The sequence below is a fragment of the Paraburkholderia sp. genome (assembly GCF_049581445.1).
Classification (GTDB): Bacteria; Pseudomonadota; Gammaproteobacteria; order Burkholderiales; family Burkholderiaceae; genus Paraburkholderia.
Map to the genome: position 1 here is coordinate 1 of NZ_JBAURZ010000408.1, position 13,868 is coordinate 13,868.

At 60.1% G+C, this 13,868-nt stretch carries 14 protein-coding genes and 1 pseudogene; 2 read left to right on the plus strand and 13 right to left on the minus strand.

The genetic code is table 11. The features are described 5' to 3' along the window. From WCA85_RS35255 to WCA85_RS35270, 4 genes and pseudogenes are all read right to left on the minus strand, one after another. Nucleotides 1-154 (minus strand): annotated as a pseudogene (locus WCA85_RS35255) (electron transfer flavoprotein subunit beta/FixA family protein); the annotation flags it as partial. A 167-nt stretch (nt 155-321) separates the two neighbouring features. Beyond that, nucleotides 322-1,464, minus strand: coding sequence for an acyl-CoA dehydrogenase family protein (locus WCA85_RS35260; RefSeq protein WP_424070417.1), 1,143 nt, complete (start codon nt 1,462-1,464; stop codon nt 322-324). Nucleotides 1,465-1,498: 34 nt separating this feature from the next. Continuing rightward, nucleotides 1,499-2,293 (minus strand): SDR family NAD(P)-dependent oxidoreductase, encoded by a 795-nt coding sequence (locus tag WCA85_RS35265; protein WP_424070419.1) that lies wholly within the window; start codon nt 2,291-2,293, stop codon nt 1,499-1,501. 93 nt (nt 2,294-2,386) lie between these two features. Continuing rightward, entirely contained in the window at nt 2,387-3,265 is an 879-nt protein-coding gene (locus WCA85_RS35270) for an enoyl-CoA hydratase/isomerase family protein (RefSeq protein WP_424070421.1), read from the minus strand. 370 nt (nt 3,266-3,635) lie between these two features. Between WCA85_RS35270 and WCA85_RS35275 the strand changes: the two genes are divergently transcribed. After that, nucleotides 3,636-4,445: a FadR/GntR family transcriptional regulator gene (locus tag WCA85_RS35275; protein ID WP_424070423.1), complete on the plus strand. Its 810-nt coding sequence runs from the start codon at nt 3,636-3,638 to the stop codon at nt 4,443-4,445. 60 nt (nt 4,446-4,505) lie between these two features. On the opposite strand, the gene WCA85_RS35280 is transcribed toward WCA85_RS35275, so the two are convergent. Continuing rightward, nucleotides 4,506-5,723 (minus strand): CaiB/BaiF CoA transferase family protein, encoded by a 1,218-nt coding sequence (locus WCA85_RS35280; RefSeq protein ID WP_424070425.1) that lies wholly within the window; start codon nt 5,721-5,723, stop codon nt 4,506-4,508. Nucleotides 5,724-5,753: 30 nt separating this feature from the next. Next, a complete protein-coding gene (locus WCA85_RS35285) occupies nt 5,754-6,995 on the minus strand; it encodes an MFS transporter (RefSeq protein WP_424070427.1) in 1,242 nt (413 codons plus the stop codon). Nucleotides 6,996-7,286: 291 nt separating this feature from the next. Here WCA85_RS35285 and WCA85_RS35290 point away from each other — a divergent pair, with 291 nt between their 5' ends. Continuing rightward, the gene (locus tag WCA85_RS35290) at nt 7,287-8,510 is read left to right on the plus strand and encodes a multidrug effflux MFS transporter (protein WP_424070429.1); all 1,224 of its coding nucleotides are present in this window, start codon (nt 7,287-7,289) and stop codon (nt 8,508-8,510) included. A 130-nt stretch (nt 8,511-8,640) separates the two neighbouring features. Here the strand turns inward: WCA85_RS35290 and WCA85_RS35295 are convergent, their stop codons facing one another. The 7 genes from WCA85_RS35295 to WCA85_RS35325 all read right to left on the minus strand — a co-directional run. Continuing rightward, nucleotides 8,641-9,258 (minus strand): FAD-binding protein, encoded by a 618-nt coding sequence (locus WCA85_RS35295; RefSeq protein ID WP_424070443.1) that lies wholly within the window; start codon nt 9,256-9,258, stop codon nt 8,641-8,643. Then, on the minus strand, nt 9,179-9,910 hold the full coding sequence (locus tag WCA85_RS35300; RefSeq protein ID WP_424070431.1) for an FAD-dependent oxidoreductase: 732 nt from the start codon (nt 9,908-9,910) through the stop codon (nt 9,179-9,181). Before WCA85_RS35300 ends, WCA85_RS35295 begins: the two co-directional genes overlap by 80 nt. Beyond that, the gene (locus WCA85_RS35305) at nt 9,907-10,632 is read right to left on the minus strand and encodes an ABC transporter ATP-binding protein (protein ID WP_424070433.1); all 726 of its coding nucleotides are present in this window, start codon (nt 10,630-10,632) and stop codon (nt 9,907-9,909) included. The genes WCA85_RS35300 and WCA85_RS35305 overlap by 4 nt, the downstream gene beginning before the upstream one ends. After that, on the minus strand, nt 10,619-11,434 hold the full coding sequence (locus WCA85_RS35310; RefSeq protein ID WP_424070435.1) for an ABC transporter ATP-binding protein: 816 nt from the start codon (nt 11,432-11,434) through the stop codon (nt 10,619-10,621). Before WCA85_RS35310 ends, WCA85_RS35305 begins: the two co-directional genes overlap by 14 nt. Beyond that, nucleotides 11,431-12,453 carry a branched-chain amino acid ABC transporter permease gene (locus WCA85_RS35315; protein ID WP_424070437.1) on the minus strand — a complete coding sequence of 341 codons (1,023 nt, stop codon included), beginning with the start codon at nt 12,451-12,453 and terminating at the stop codon, nt 11,431-11,433. Before WCA85_RS35315 ends, WCA85_RS35310 begins: the two co-directional genes overlap by 4 nt. Continuing rightward, nucleotides 12,450-13,331, minus strand: a complete 882-nt coding sequence (locus tag WCA85_RS35320) for a branched-chain amino acid ABC transporter permease (protein WP_424070439.1) — start codon at nt 13,329-13,331, stop codon at nt 12,450-12,452. Before WCA85_RS35320 ends, WCA85_RS35315 begins: the two co-directional genes overlap by 4 nt. Before the next feature lie 87 nt (nt 13,332-13,418). Further along, nucleotides 13,419-13,868 (minus strand): hypothetical protein (locus tag WCA85_RS35325; protein WP_424070441.1); only part of this gene is annotated, 450 nt, incomplete at its 5' end.

A 13,868-nucleotide genomic window follows, 5' to 3' on the forward strand; every position in this document is an offset into this window, starting at 1 on the left:
CTTCCTTCAGGCGCACGGCTTCTTCCACCGCGATTTCGTCGAACGGGTTCATCGACATCTTGACGTTTGCAATGTCGACGCCCGTGCCGTCCGACTTCACCCGGACTTTCACGTTGTAATCGACCACCCGTTTAACAGCCACCATCAACTTCATTGCACTCTCTCCAGTGTTCAGTTTCGCCCGCTTAAAGCGCCAACCTACGTCCAATACGGCAACCCACTTTTCTCAAGACCCGCAGCATTCACCGCGCGGTTGTGACACCTGCCCAAACGCTTTGTCGTCGACGCTCGCTCGTGTTTTCCAAGCCGACTATTCACGCATTAGTCCGCCAACAGACGACGGGCTACGATCAGCCGATGAATCTCATTCGTCCCTTCGATGATCTGGTTCAGCTTCGCGTCGCGCATCATCCGTTCAACCGGGAAATCCTTCGAATAACCATAGCTACCAAGCACCTGGACTGCTTCGGTTGTGACTTCCATGGCAACGTCCGTCACGAAGCATTTCGTGATCGACGAAAGCATGTTGAGCCGCGTGTGATCCCCAGAATCGATTTCATCTGCACAGTTGTAGAGCAGGTTGCGCGCGGCTTCCACCTTGATCGCCATATCGGCGAGCTTGAACTGCATACCCTGGAACTCCGCAATGGGCCGCCCAAACTGCCTGCGCTCCTTGGCGTACGTGACAGCGACATCGAGAGCGCCTTGCGCGAGCCCGAGCGAGGTGGCCGCGATGGTCGGGCGATTCAGGTCCAGCACCTTCATGCAGGCCTTGAAGCCTTCGCCCTCCGCGCCAATCCGGCAGTCGACCCCCACTCGCATGTCATCGAAGAAGAGTTCATGATTCGGCGCACCGTTACGCCCCATCTTGCGTTCCTGACGCCCGAGCCGGAAACCCGGCGTCTTGGTGTCGACCAGAAACGCACTGATCCCATCAGAACCGGACACGTCCGAGGTTTTGGCGAAAAGCAGCACGTAGTGCGCGTGGCCGCCCCACGTGATCCAGTTTTTCTGTCCGTTGATGATGTACGAATCGCCATCCTTCACCGCGCGTGTGCGAATGGACGAAACATCGGAGCCTGCCTGAGGCTCGGTCACCGCAATCGCGGTCACGAGCCGACCTTCTGCCGAGAGGGGCAACCAACGCTTTTTCTGCTCCTCCGTGCCGAACTGCAGGAGCGGCAATACAAAAGAAATCGAATTGTTTCCACACAACGTGGCGGCCGCAAGCGAGACCTTGGCGATCTCTTCTTTGACTACGCACACGGTTTTCAGGTTGCCGCCCGGTCCACCGTATTCCTCCGGCAGCCACAATTGCAACAGCCCCATGTCCCCAAAGACCGGCACCAGTTCGGACGGGAAACGGTCGCTTTCTTCCATCCCCTCCACGAGTGGCACAACGTGCTTCTGGACCATGCGACGGACAGAGTCGCGGATTGTGACGAGATCTTCATTGAGACGCATATTCACTCCGATAGTCGACACTCGCGCGTGACAATCAATAGCTCGGAAACGAGAGACCGCCGTTGATGCTGAGTGTCGATCCCGACACCTGATCCGATTCCTTGCTGGAGAGGTAAAGGATGTACTCGGCAAGATCCTCGGCTGTATTGAGTTTGAATTTCACGCGTTGTTCAGCCTTCGTAAACGCCTTGACAATGACCTCCTGAGAGCCGGCGTCTTTGGCCGCGAGGAACCGGTCATGCGCGGGCGTGCCGGTCGTCAGGGTAGTCGCCACCGAATTGATCCGGATGCCCAGATTTGCGAGCTCTGCGCCAAGCGCGCGTGTGAGGAACATGATCGAAGCACCGGCCGCGCCGATCATCGATTCGCTCGGGGTCGGAATGCGGGCAGCATCCGTAGTGACGAGAACGATTTTTCCGTAGCGCTGCTCGCGCATGAACTTCGTAGCGGCGTGCACTGCGTTCAGGCGTGGCATAAGCCGGCTCGTCAAACATGCAATGCCCTCTTCGGGCGCCATGTCGACAAAGAGCTTGGGTTTAGGTTCACGGGGGCCACCGCTTGCCACGACGATGTCCACCTTGCCGAATTGCTCGACTGCACGGGCGACAGCCTGTTCGATGCCTTGATAAGTCAGCAGGTCGCTGTTCACAAATACGCGCTCGCCTGGATGACCGCGGCATTCTTCGATGAGCGAGCACGCCGCCGCCTCGTCGCGGCCCTGGATCACGACGCTCGCGCCACATTGCGCCAGCTTCTTGACCGAAGCGCGCCCGATTCCCTTCGTGCCACCCAGCACGACTGCCGACGAGCCAGTGAGTTCAGTAAGCATGTGTTGACGTTCCCTTCTCTGAGCCCGCTCCTCGCAGGCGATTGAGCCGAGGTCTCGCTGATGGCGATGTCGCTCATCAGCGGGACCGATCGTTCATCCGTTCTCTTTGGTCTCACCGTCGTAACGTGCTTCCCGCGTGTGCGCCGCACCACTCACGCCCTTATTGCGACGTTCCTTCATGAAGTTACTTTCGTCGGTTTCGTAGCGGATATTCGTACCGAGCGCATGCATCACATAGCCGTGGACGAATTGCGACGTCATCCCCATCGAGTCCAACGACAGATGGGTCGCCGCCTTGCCAATCGCGATCGCATCTCTCGGCAGCCGCACGATGCGCTCTGCCCAGTCTTCTCCGGCGGCCGCGAGGTCGCTCGCCGGTACCGCCTTGTTGACAAGGCCGATACGCGCGGCTTCGGTGCCGCTCATCACTTCGCCTAGCAGCAGGATCTCTCGTGCCTTTTTGGGGCCCAGCGCTAGGATATTGATGCTCGTCATGTAGGACGCACCCGCCAGCCCCATCTTCTGTTCGGGGTGGCCGATCTTCGCGTCCTCTGCCGCAATCGCGAGGTCGCTCGCTTCGACGAGGTACAGGCCGGCGCCGACGCAGTAGCCCTGCACCAGCGACAAGGTCGGCTTCGTGCAATACAGCAGTTGCCGAAACTGCTCGACATGGCGCTTGTCGAAACTCAGCCGGATTCGTTGACTGGGACGACGGGCTCCCGGATCTTTTGAAAAGCCGTATTCCGCACCGCCCACCTGGGCCAGATCGTGACCGGTCGAGAAATCCCGGCCTTCGCTGCGAAAAATGATTGCCCGCACGTCATCGTCGCCTTCAGCGCGCTCGACGTGCTCCATCAAGCGATCGAACATCTCGTAGGTCAACGCATTGCGCTTGTCGTCGCGGCAAAACGTGATGTATGCCCGGCCATCCTTCGACTCGTACTTCACGAGATCCCTCAAATCGTCGCTCATCGCTGCTCCTTGTCAGAAACGGTTGATCAACCCGACCTCGGTCAAAAGCGCACTTGCCGGGGCAATCGTGCGGTACACGCGGCCATGCTGCGTGGAATCATTTATCCCGTTTTTTGGTTCATTGGATGAACCTTTGATATATAGTTGATGAATTGCAGGAGGATGTCAAGTGCTGAAATCCAGCACTTTGGCGACGCGTGGAATGTCGCGACACTGTGTTTAAACCCGCGTTCAACAGCGGCGCATCAATGCCGCTCGATCATGCGGACGCACAAAAACCTCTTGATCGGCCGTTTCAAGGTCACGACTTGAAGATTCAGACGCGAGCGGGTAGCATCTGCGCAAAGCCATTAATGGATGAATCATTGAAATGACCTCGAACCGATCATCGGCCCGCATTGCCACACGTGGCACCGGCAACGATGCCACCGGCGCTTCTCCCGCGACGGCACGCCCGGCACCCGCCTATGCTCCTGTACAAACACGCCGCGCGTTCGAAGCCGTCGCTGATCAGATCCGGAACCAGCTTACGAGCGGCGCCCTGCAGCCGGGCGACCGCTTGCCTTCGGAGCGCGAACTCGCCGAATCGTTCAGCCTGAGCCGCAACACTGTGCGCGAAGCGCTGCGCTCGCTGGAAAACGCCGGCGTGCTGGAATTCCGCAAGGGCGCCACCGGCGGTGCCTTTGTGCGCGAAGGCCAGGGCGATGCGGTCATCGCGGGGTTCTCCGATCTCTTCCGGCTCGGTGCGATCAAACCGGCCGACTTGACCGAAGCGCGCCTGATCGTCAGCGTGGCGGCTACGCGCTTTGCCTGTCAACGCGCCAAGGACGAGGATTTCGAGTCGCTGCGCGAGAATCTCCGGCGGAGCGAACAGGCGGTGCTCCAAGGCGACGTGAAGGAACGGGTGCGGATCAACCTCGAATTCCATCGGCTGCTCGCGCGCGCTGCGCGCAATCCGGTGCTCGTCATCCTGACTGATGCGCTGGTCCAGATTCACGAACAGTTGCTCGAAGTCTTGACGCCACTGCCCGACAGTTCGGTCATGCCGTCCCGCAAGCGCCTGCTCAAGTACCTGATCGCACGTGATGAAGACAAAGCGGCCACAGAAATGGAGACGCATCTGAAAGCGCTGCAAAAGCACTACCTTTCACAAAATCTGGAGCAGAAGCGCGCCAGCTGATCGCCGGCGCCGAAAGGCACTGCTCGTCGATCGTTCCAGGAACAGCAGGAGCAGCGCGCGTTATTCGCTGCGCACATCGATCGCGCCTGCCTCGAAAAAGGCGGCGACCTCGCCGGCGCTGAAACCGAATTCTTCCAGCACGGACGAAGTTGACGCTCCAGGAGTCTCGCCAAGGCGTTCTACGCACGCGGCCGTACCCGTCAGTCGCACGGGATTGCCGATCTGCACTACCTGTTCATCCTGGTACGGAAATGACATCACCGTGCCACGCTCGATGAAGTGCGGATCGCCGAGCGCCTCATGAAAGTCGTTTACCGGCGCAGCCTGAACGTCCTGGCGCTCGAATATGGCGAGCCATTCGGCGAGTTCCTTCGCAGCCATCGCGCGCTCGATCGAGGCGCGCATCTCGTGCCATTGCGCGGCGTCGTGCTGCGCGTCCGCGAATTCTTCCCGACCAATTGCCCTGCAGAATCTCCTCCAGAAACGCGGTTCAATATTTGTCGTACAAACGAACTTGCCGTCTCGCGTGCGCCAGATGCCGCAGTCGACGCGGTGATTTCCGCGCTGTGGAATGTTGGCTGGGTCGGGGTTGCGTGCGAGAAACCAGGCGGCGAACGTCATTGCAGAATCAAGCATTGAAATATCAATCGCGCGGCCTCGCCGGTCGTGGCGCTCCCCGATATGCGCGATCAGGACACCCAGCGCCGCATTGAGACCGGCTATGACATCCGCAATGGGTACGTTCGGAAATGACGGGCGATCCGCGCTCTCTCCAATTCGCGACAGCACTCCGGAGAGCGCGAGTGCAAGTTGGTCGTGACCCGGTCGGCTACGGTACGGGCCCGTTTGTCCAGCAAAGGAGACAGAGCAATAATGCAAACCCGCATTCAGTTGTTGTACGACGTCTCGTCCGAGCCCTAGCCCGTCCAGTACGCCGGGCCGATAATCCTCAACGAGCACATTCGCATTGCGTAATAACGGGCGCAAGATCTCTGGCGCGCTAGCGTGCCCCAGATCCACAACAATGCTTTCCTTGTTCCTTGCCAACGTCTCTGCTGCTTTCGCCCTTTTACGCTGCGCGGCGCTCAAGCCGCCCAGGTTGAATGCCGCTGAGAGTTTCTCGAGTTCCCGAGGATTCTCAATCCGGATCACGCGCGCGCCGAAATCAGCCAGCATCCATGTACAAAGCTGGGCTGGCAGGAAGCGTGAGAAGTCCAGCACCGTCAGTCCGGTCAATGGCTGAACGTCCGTTGGAGCCCGATTGGATGTAGCGGTCATCTTCGTAATCATGGGTCGTATAGAAAACGCTTAGCAGGCTTTGACAACAGGCGCTTTGCGCACGAGGCACAGAATCACCGCGCCCATCAGTGGGCCAGCCGCAATCACGAGGAGGGTCATATAGAGCGAGCGGCCATGAGCGAATACGTAACCCGCCAGCATTGGTGAAATAAAGCTGCCGATCGACCATACCGTGTTGACGAAACCCGCTGCGGCGCCCGCAAGACGTGGACCGGACGCCTGCGTGTACAAGCCGATCAAAAGTGGCGTGTAGCCGTACGCAGCCGCACCCAGAAAGGGGGCGATCACATAGTATCCGGTCATCGACGAGCAATTGCCGAATACCGCCAGCAGCGCTATAAAGATCAGGAGATCTGCCACGGCAACCAGTTTTGCATACCCGTTCAGGGTGTCGTATAGCCATCCAAATAGCGGCTTCGACAGAAAAGCCCCAACACCGAACCCCATCAGCACCGACCCGGCAATCACGGGTGACAGACCGTGTGCGACGGTCAACAATGCATTCGCCCAGGAAACGAAGCCGAGCGTGCCGTAAAGAGCCCCTGCGCCACCCAGCGCGACCAACACAATATTGCGATTTCTCAGCAGCGACATGAACTGCGCGCCGGTGATCCTCGGTGCGGAATGCCCGGCAGGTGCATTCTTTACTACGAGCACGCAGATTGCCGTGAACACGAATGTCGCAATGCCGAGCATCTGGTAAGCGCTCTGCCAGCCGTAAGCGGCGGCAAACCGGGGCACCGTGGCGTTGGCGATTACGACGGACACCGACGTCCCTGTCGCCCAGATGCCAAATGCGCGGCCCTTATCTTTGCTGAACCATATCGTCAGCACCTTGATCGTTGCACCATACTCCGCACCTGCAGCAAAACCCATCAAAAGGTGCAGCACGATGCCAGCGGTAAACGTGTGGATGAAGCTAAAACAGAATGTGAGTATCGCCAGTGGAAACATCGACATGGCCAAGGTCGCGCGGCTACCGATCTTGTCGGCAAGAATGCCGCCTATCGGACACGAAACGGTGTAACCGACGTAAAAGGCGGTCGTGAGCGAACCGAGCAACGCCAGCCTGAAGCCCAACACGTGACCTACCGGCGCCGCGATACTGGCCCATGCGAAGCGGTCCACGCAACTCACCGTAAACGCGGTCCAGATGACAAGCAGAATGATCCAGCGATATCCGCCACTCGCGGCCTGCGGCGCCACGGCTGGCATCAATTCGCCGGCTACCAGTTGGGTATTCGATTTCATCAGGTCCTCTCCAGGGTGTTCTGCCGTCAGAACTTCGCGTTTCCGGGGCGAACACCAAATGGTTCATCCATTGAATAAACGTTGCAATTGGCGTATACCTTGGTATCGCTCACTGAGTGGGAGCAGCCCTACCGACGCTGCCTCGTGCAGGCCGAATAACCTTTGAGTCCTCCGTTAGGTCGCCTGCGAGACGATCGAATTGCAGCGTCGCTTCCACGCCGCGGACTTCGCATGGTATAAATAGATCATTGGTCCATCCATTGATACTGTCAAATTTATAGCCATTCCGCCATGAGCGAACCTGCAGCATCATCTCGAGCCCGTCTCCGCGCCCCGTCGTTGTTCATTCTGGTCTGCATTACGCTCTCCGGTACATTTCCGCTCCACGTGTTCGTTCCAGCGTTGCCGTCGGCTGCGCGCGATCTGCGGGCATCCGCGGCAGGAATCGGGCTGACGATCACGCTCTACACCATCGGCTTGTCCATCGGTCAACTTGTCTACGGACCGTTATCCGACCGTTATGGCCGTCGGCCCGTGCTCCTATCCGGTTTGTCGCTTTTCGCGATCGCCAGCGTCGCCGCTGTGTATGCGCCGTCGTTGCGAGGACTTGAACTGGCGCGCGTTGTCCAGGCGCTCGGAGGCTGCTCCGGTCTCGTGCTCGGCCGGGCGATCGCGCGCGACAGTTCCGGATCGACCACGCTGATCCGACGCCTTGCCACCCTCAGCATCGCGATGGCCGTCGCCACCGCGGTTGCGCCGATCATCGGCGGTCAGATTGTCGAGCATCTCGGCTGGCGCTCAATCTTTGTCGCACTGAGCACGGCCAACGTGGTGGTTCTGATCGCCGTCTGGTTCACGGTCGCGGAAACGCATACTCCTTTGCGCGACCTTAAATTCGGCCTCTACCTGCAAAGCTACGTCAAGCTGCTAAGAACGCCGGCCTTCGTCGCACACAGTGTGGGCGGCGCGAGCGCCACCACCGGGATCTATGCGTTCCTCTCCGCCTCACCGTTCATCCTCGAGTCTCGACTGGGCTTGTCGGCACGGGCGTTCGGCTTCGCGTACTGCTCGCTGGTGGTCGGACTCGCCTGCGGCCAGACCACCGCCAAAGGGCTCGCCGGGAGCGTATCGGCGCGCACCGCACTGATCGCCGCCAGCCTCATCATGGCGGCGGCGTCTAGCAGTCTGCTGGTTTCGTATGTTTCCAATACGCTATCGGTCGTGTCCGTCATGGCGCCGATGATCGTGATGTTCTTCGCCACGGGCCTCGCCAGTCCCTATGCGATCAGCAGCGCGCTGGAAGTCGACCAATCGGTAATCGGCGCGGCTGCCGGTCTTTATGGGTGTCTGCAGATGGGCTATGGCTCGCTGTGCACCGCCGCCGCCGGCCTGTATCCCAATGATCCCACCCTGTCGATGATCGCCGCCCTACTGGTGTCGAGCGGCATCGCATGGGGCTCGTTCATGGCGTCACCGCGCCGGGACGTTCCAGCGGATCAGGGGTCGATTGCCTAGACGTTGAAGAACAAGAGCCAGCGACAACCGAACGTACGCGGTATGCAGCACGCCGCGCGCGGTACACGTCACGTGGCAGGACCAGACGGCCTTATAGAAAGCCACGCGGGACAACAGCACTCAGTCTGAATCAAACAGGATCAAGTGTGACGAGATCGCGCGCCGCAGCTTCAGCAGCCCGAAGGCCGAATACTGCAGCCTTGATCAGACCGCCGACATACCCTGAGTTGGCACCGCCTTCAATACCGCCAGTCGTCGCGCCTGCCGCATACAGCCCTGAAATCGGACAGTCCCCCGCATCGAGCGCCCTGCCATGGGCGTCGATCACAATGCCGCCCATGGTGTAGGTGATACCTGCACAGAGGGGAATCGCGAGATAGTCAGGACCGTTGATCGGCGCTGCGCCGGTCGCGAGCGTCGCGGGTTTGACGGTACGTGGAGGCACCAGACCGGCAAGTTGTCCGTGCGCGACCGCCTTGTTGTAACTACCAAGTGTGCTCGCGAGGACAAGTGCGTCCATATTCAGTTTCGCCGCGAGCGCATCGACGCCGCGCGCGCGGTGCACGGTCGCGCCGAGCCGCTCCAGCGCCGGATTCGGTGGCAATAGGAACGCTCGTCCGGCCTGCTCCCAGATAGCTTCATCCAGCAGGACGAACGACGACAACGGCTCATCGAGCGTAGCAATGGCGTTGGCAACGGCAACGCCGCCAAGGCCTTCGTCGGTAAAGCGCCTGCCGCTCGCATAGATGTTCGGGGCGCGGCGATATGTACCTTCGAACCATCTCGGCATTACCTTGAAAACCGCCATCGGCTAGCAGCACCGCGCGCGCCCGAATCGTGTGCTCGCGGCCGTCGTGCATTTGCGCGGCGACTCCTGCGCAGCGTCCCTCGACCAGGTGCAGATCGTGCGCCCGCGCACCTCGAATGAAACGGCCGCCCGCTGCCACGAATGAAGCCTCAAGCCTCTGGAGCAGCAGATCGCCGCCTTTACCACGCCAGTGATTCTGAACACCGGTCTCCCGCAGACTGAATGGCATCAGCATGTTGCCCATAAACGGGTACTCGCCGCCTCGTCCGAACTGCGCGCCTTGCTGTGAAAGCCACGCTACGGCCCTCGCGCCATCGGCGGCGAGCGCCTGCGCGAGCGTCTCGTCGCGCAAGCCGGCGCTGGCTTCGACAATCGCAGCGCTCAGTGCCTCCGGCGTCTCGGCCAGATCGCGAAACGCAATGTGAAATACGCCCCCGGCATAGCGTGAATTGGCGGGATACTGTGCTTCGTTGCCCGCTTCCAGAACGAGCGCGGAGAGGCCCAGTCCGGTCATGCGATTCGCCGCTACTAGGCCCGCGAGTCCGCCGCCGACGATCACGACGTCGGCACCTAGGGAGTTGTCCGTGCTCATGATAGCTCCGCCGAACCGAGGTACGCCTCGCGAATTGTCGGGTGTTTTCGTAGCGATTGACCGGTCCCGTGCGCGACGATGCTCCCCACCGAAAGCACATATCCGTAATCCGACAACGCCAACGCTTCGTCCGCATGCTGCTCAACGAGCAGGATCGTGAGTCCCGATTGCCGCAATGTGCGCAGCACCTCGAACATCCGCTCGACGACCAACGGCGCGAGCCCGAGCGACGGCTCATCGAGCAGCAACAACCTGGGGTCGGCCATCAAAGCGCGCCCGATTGCAACCATCGACTGTTCACCGCCACTCAGTGTGATCGCCCGCTGACCGGCTCGCTCATTAAGCTTTGGGAACAGGTCATACACGTAGTCGAGGCGCTCACGGAAAATGGCAGGATCGCGGCGTCGCCGAAGCCTGTAGAAGCCCAGTTTCAGGTTCTCTGCTACCGTGAGCGCCCCAAACACCTGCCGCCCCTCCGGTACCTGAACGATGCCAAGGTCCACCGCCTGCGGTGCCGAGAGTTTCGCGAGAGGCTGGCCGTCGAACGAGATCGCTCCCGACGTGATGCTTACCAACCGTGAGATCGTGTTGATGAGCGTCGATTTGCCCGCGCCGTTAGCGCCGACGACGGAGACAATCGTCCCTGCTTCGATTTCGAGCGAAATCCCGTGCAACGCTTCGGTGCCGTTGTAGCCGGCTCGCAGTCCACTAAGCTTGAGCATGCGCGGCTCCCGTGCCCAGGTAGGCTTCGATGACTTTCGGGTCGGCCTGTATCGATGCAGCATTGCCTTCCGCGATCTTCGCCCCATGATCGAGAACGACGATCCGGTGGCACAGGCTCATGATGAAACCGATATCGTGTTCGACGATAAGAATGGTCAGGCCGTCATCATTGAGTTTGCGCAACATCCGGCCGAGCGCCGTGGTCTCCTCCTCATTCAGCCCCGCTGCCGGTTCGTCGAGCAACAGCATGGCTGGCTCGCTGGCAAGCGCACGCGCAATTTCGACGAGACGCTGCTGTCCATGCGAAAGATGCGAAACCGGTTCATCCGCGCGCTCGGCCAGCCCAACAAAGCGAAGCAGTTCCATCGCGCGTGCAGTGCATCTTCGCTCGTCTGCTGCGATACGCCGAAACCGTACCAGCGACGCGATGAATCCATCGACGAGTTGCGGATGAAATCCGAGCATCACATTTTCGCGCACGCTCAGGCCACCAAATAGCCGCACAATCTGGAACGTACGCGCCATACCCATCGCGGCGCGACGATGTAGTGGCTTGTCCGTGATTTTTTGCTGCCGGTAGATCACTTCGCCCGCGGTGAGACTGTCGACGCCAGTGATCAGATTGAAGGTGGTCGACTTGCCGGCGCCGTTGGGACCGATCAAGCCAACTGCTTCGCCCTGACGTACGTCGAACGACACGTTATCGACCGCGCATAGTCCGCCGAAGCGTTTGACGCCGCCCTGAATCGACAGCAGTTGCGGCGCTTCGATCGGCGCACGCGACACAGTTTGTGCCCTCATCGCCCGGCTCCTTTTTTTAACACATCACCGGCTAATGGTTGTGCATGCGCGCGTCTGCGGCGCCTCGCGGTCGCGTTCAACGCCAGCGAAGAAATCAATCCGCACAACCCGTTAGGCAGGAAGATCAGGAACAGAAGCAGGCACAGCCCGTACGCCAATGTCTCGAGGTCGCCGAACCGCGTCAGGAATTGCGGCGCGAGAACGACTACAACCGCGCCGAGGATGGGCCCGTAGCGGGTCGCGAGACCACCGACCACTGCAATCGTCAGGATCGACACCAGCACGGGGAATTCGCCCATTCCAGGGCTTACCTGACGGTTCACCACGGCAAAGCCGATGCCGGCCACACCGGCCATTACCGCACTTAATACAAATGCCCGCAGCTTCTGCAGCGAGACGTTGACGCCAAGTGCCGCGGCCCCGCGCTCATCGTCGCGGATGGCTTGCAATGAGCGGCCAAGATGGCCAGATACGATGAAGTTCTGCAAACCCAGCGTCACCACGGTCGCGGCGACAATCACGTAGTACAACGTAGTCCTGCCCAGCGTCTTTTCGCCAATCGTGATAGCCGGAATGAGCAACCCGCCGGACCCTCCCGTCACGTCGATCCAGCGGTTCGCGACGCCTGAGATGACGAGACCGAAGCACAGCGTTGCCATCGCAAGGTAATGCGTGCGTAGCCGCAATAGCGGAATGCCGATCAGAAACGCCACGAGCGCACACACAAGCAGGCTCATCGGCAACGCGGCCAGTGCGGAGAAACCGGACTTCACTTGCAGCAGCGCGTACACATAGGCGGCGATCGCGAAGAATCCCTGATGGCCCATCGAGACTTGCCCCGCATAGCCATAAAGTAGATTGAAGCCCATACCAAGAATCGCATACACCCCGATCAGCGAGATCAGTCTGAGTTCAAAGCCGCTCGTCATCACCACGGGCGCGAGCAACGCCGCAAGCACGAACAGGACAAACGGCAGCCATGCACGCCGCGGCACAGGTTGGATAGTGACAGTCTTCATCGCCGTGCCGCCTCAAAGTCACCCAGCAGGCCGTATGGCCGCACCAGCAGGACAATAAGGATGAGAAGGAAAATGATGGGCTCCGCATACAGGCTACTGCCGTAGCCCGCAACGAAGGCTTCGAGCACGCCGATTGCGATGCCACCGGCGGCGGCCGCAAACGGGCTCCCCAGGCCGCCAAGAATCGCAGCCATAAACCCCTTAACCGTCAACTCGACACCCATCGATACCTGGCCGCCGAGCAGTGGACCAACCAGCACACCCGCAATACCGCTCACCATGGCACTGAACATGAACCCGAAACGCACGACCCGAGCCGGACGAATGCCCATCAGTTGTGCGATCCGCGGCTGCGCGCCAGTCGCACGGATGCACAGACCGAAACTCGTGCGGTAAAGCAGGAACCACGTGAGCGTAAGCAGCACGATGAACGCCGACACGATCGCGAGCTGTTGAAGATTGGTAGTCAGTGGGCCAAGGGTGATAGGGTTCAGCGAAAAGATGTTCGGAACGTAAAGCTGGTTTGGACCCCAGATCAGTAACGCACTCCCGCTTGCGATGATTGCACCGGCGAGAGTGCCGATCATGATGGTCAAAGGAGGCGCACCGCGCCGCTTCAGTGGCCGGTACACCGCGAATTCCAGTGCGAGCGCGCACAGCAACACGGTGGCGATCACCGCTGCGATGGCCACCGGGGTCGGCAGACTGCACGTCACCATGAAGAAAATCGCCGACATCGCGCCAACCATCACGAAGTCGCCTTGCGCAAAATTAATGATTCGGTTGGTGCCATAGATGAGCGACAGCGACAGGCCGATCAGGCCGTAAACGCTTCCGTTCGTGAGGCCTGCGAGCAGGAAGACAACGATCTTGTCCATGCACTTGTCCAAGATGAGGAAACTGAAAGCGCTGACGGCGGACGAACGCGAGGTGATGCACGTTGCGTCCGCTGCTGACGCGGGAGATCAAAGCGGCTTGAACTTGTCCAGATTCGGCTTGACGAGACGCGTGCCATTGTCGGCCACCTCGACAAACACATACCAGTTCTGATCCGGCGAACCGTGATGCTGCTGCGGTCCAAAGTGGTAAGTCGCACCGGCTTCGCCTTGCAGGCCCTTGAACTGCGTCAGCTTTTCCGTACCGTCGCGCAGCGCCTTGCGCGCCTCCTCCAGATTGCCTGCATCAATCGCCTTGAGGACGGCAGGCGTGGCGATTACCTGCAACGCAGCTTTGGCCGCGTCATAGCCAATGACGGGATACAGCGTCGGCTGATGGGGTCCGAAGCGTCCGTTGAATGCTGCGAAAAATTTCTGCACATCGGGCCGCGACGGGTCCACCGTATCCGGAATCAATGCTCCGTCGCTCGCTGCACCTGCCAGTCTGCGCAGCGTGTCGAGCAGCGCGCTGCGCGACAC